At 44.1% G+C, this 2,889-nt stretch carries 3 protein-coding genes; all 3 read left to right on the top strand.

Annotated elements, in window-relative coordinates; genetic code table 11:
- A partial coding sequence (locus tag NT178_18765; protein ID MCX5814561.1) for a PKD domain-containing protein occupies positions 1–1,199 on the top strand: 1,199 nt, incomplete at its 5' end.
- Positions 1,200–1,257: 58 nt separating this feature from the next.
- Positions 1,258–1,527 carry a type IV conjugative transfer system protein TraL gene (gene traL, locus NT178_18770; protein ID MCX5814562.1) on the top strand — a complete coding sequence of 90 codons (270 nt, stop codon included), beginning with the start codon at positions 1,258–1,260 and terminating at the stop codon, positions 1,525–1,527.
- 955 nt (positions 1,528–2,482) lie between these two features.
- Positions 2,483–2,710 carry a hypothetical protein gene (locus tag NT178_18775; protein ID MCX5814563.1) on the top strand — a complete coding sequence of 76 codons (228 nt, stop codon included), beginning with the start codon at positions 2,483–2,485 and terminating at the stop codon, positions 2,708–2,710.
- Positions 2,711–2,889 lie beyond the last annotated feature (179 nt).

Consider the following 2,889-nt stretch of genomic DNA (forward strand, 5'->3'; position numbering starts at 1 on the left):
CGGCAGGGGATACGCTGAATATAATCTTCACAGCTCCGGGAAAATATGAGTTAGAGGTGGAAACAATTCTTGCAGGGACAGAATCGGTAAGAACGATAAAGCATGTTGTGAATGCAGTCGACTTTCACAGAATCACCGTCAGTATATCGGGGAAGAAGGCAGTATGGGTTGGTGAAGAGTATACCTATACCGCCGTGATACCACTAAAATTTAGTGGCCTGAATATTCTTACGAGATGGACGCTCCCGGATAACTCTACTGTGGATGGCAGACAGGTAACGATGACCCCGACCGCCGAGGGGACATACTCCCTGAAATGTGAGGGGTGGGTTAACGGTCACAGGGATGCAACATTAAAAACGGTACAATACAAAATTACGGCAGTGGGCTACAGCTTCCCCACGCCAAAAATCAACGTGAAAAAGACGGAAGGGTTAGGACCATACAATGTGACGTTCAAGATTGATTACACGGTTAAAAAGATCATGGGGCTTCAATACCGCATTACCTACAACTGGAATTTCGGTGACGGAGAAACACTGACGACTACCAATACGGTTGTTCACCACCTTTTTTCAAGGGTAGGCACCTATAATGTAACGATGACCGCAACCGACCAGTATGACAATACAACAATGGACAATGTGACGATAACCGTTGGCGCGGCTCCTATAGGAATCGGTTTTAAGGTCTCAGCATCGAACAAGTACATGAGGGCGCCGCTCGAAATCTATGTTAGAAGCGCTATATCGAAAAAGATGCCCCTCGACAGTCTCGAAAGTTATGTATGGAAGGTAGACGGAGTCGCTGCCGAAAACACGAAGTCTGAATACCTGAGGGCTACCTTCAGCGAACCGGGCGATCACACCGTCACTTATACAGCAACCATGAAAAGCGGCGCCACGGCGACAGACTCGGTTGACATCACGGTGAATCCGAACCAGCCTCCGACATGCACCATCGACCATACACTGGGTGTGGGCAGTTACGTGTACTTGAAGGCAAAATGCACCGACCCGGACGGCAGAATCTCAGCATACAAGTGGGATCTGGACGACGACAGGGGCTACAGGAAAGGCTCTGCGAACATATCCTTTAAAGCGCCAGTGACACATACATACAGCATTGGTCTTAAAGCGACGGACGATTCCGGTGAAGAAGCTGAATTTACAAAAGAGATTACGGTCACAAAGGAATAGTTTCAAAGGCAGGGGGGGTAGTAACCCCCCTTCGCTTTTTTAAAAGATGGGGTAGATTATGGTAATGATAAACAGAAATATTGATGATCCGATGACGTTCTTCTTTTGGGAAGTAGATGAAATCGTTGTTATCGCCGCCACTATATTTATAGGCATTATCATCAACATGCTTTTTGCTCTTGGGATTGTGGGCATCGTATGTGCCTATATCCTGAGGAAGATCAAGAAGAACAGTTCGGAGGGCGTGATGATACATTTCCTGTATTGGCATGGGTTCATACCATTAAGAAATTGCCCGAAAAGTTACATCAGAGAATTGTCAGAATAGGCTGATTGAAAATTATTGTAGGTTTTATTCGCTTCCGCATGTAAAATGTGAAAATTGTTTCACCTGTCTATACGTATAGCACCAAGTCAAGCATATGGCCTTTTCAGTAAATCTAAGAATTATTGAAAGTGAGATTTGAGACTGGTGCGTTCATATAGCAGTTTTCATATCGAAATGTGCAGGAATGATCAGGAAGAAAGTTAAATTTGCCGGTTATCGTTGGCACCTACTTATCGATATTTGGCCTTTTAACTTTTATCAGCTATTACGGGCAGTAACATTAATACCGACCTGTCGGCACAAATAAAAATGAAAAAAGGTACACGAGGTCTCCGGTCTGTAGTAAGAATATCAATACACTATTCCAATCGGGAGTGATCTGAGCCTTGCGCTTTTCGCGGCAAACTTCGTTATCTTCGTCGTCGAAAGTCCTCAACATGTGCTCGATACGATTCCGGATTGATCCTCTTCGCTGCCTCGTTATCCATCGAAAGCCAACCAAATGATCGATTTATCCACGTTCTCCGTCACAGGGTTAGCGAAATTAGCTATGTTTCTACGGCTCCTTAACCATGCCAGCTTTTGCCATTGTTGCTATTTGAGTTTCATGGTGATATATTATCATCAAGGTTTTGCTGCCCATTAAAGGGAAGGGAAGGGTTTATAGCGTCAAATTTGAAAAGCAAATATGCGCTTGTTTCCCAATAAAATGGCATGGTTAAGGAGAATCCCATAGATTTCCTGTAAAAAAAACTTGACACTTTATTGACAATATGGCACAACTGACTTTAAGCAGACTTTAAACAGACTTTAATTTGTGTATGTGTGTTTTTTTCGGGAGGTCGCTGACACCGGCGACTCTCTGTGGAAGGGGGTAGGTAGTAAAGTTACTTTTTGCCGATAATAATTGAACCGGGAAACATAAGGTGCTCACTTATTTATAGAGGGAGGGAAAATGAAGGAGTTTATTTTTGAAGATAAGACGGAGAACATTGTAGATCTCGTCGGGTTTTCACCTATAGAGGAATGTTTTATCGTAATTAATGCGGAGTTAGGAACAACATATCCGGCAGGCTCTGCGATGAGCTCCCGCCCTAAGCTTGCCAGTCCTTCCAACGGATCATTGGCACGAGACAATTTCTTAAAGGAAGCCTTTATGAAGGGAGTGCAGAAGGCTTTATAGCAATTGATTGCACCTTATCCAGCAGCCGCCATAGCAAAGGTCCTATCGGACAAGAACAAAAAACTCGTCTTCATAATTGGCAATGGCTTCCAGCCAGTCGATAGCATACAAAAAGAAGAGGACTTCAAAGATTCAGTTAGAACGCATTATGGAGCGGATTATGGAGCGGTTACAGCGTC

Source organism: Pseudomonadota bacterium (assembly GCA_026388255.1).
GTDB lineage: Bacteria > Desulfobacterota > Syntrophorhabdia > Syntrophorhabdales > Syntrophorhabdaceae > JAPLKB01.

Coding starts and splice junctions, on each gene's coding strand:
- traL (MCX5814562.1), top strand. CDS start 1,258: ATGGTAATGATAAACAGAAATATTGATGATCCGATGACGTTCTTCTTT.
- NT178_18775 (MCX5814563.1), top strand. CDS start 2,483: ATGAAGGAGTTTATTTTTGAAGATAAGACGGAGAACATTGTAGATCTC.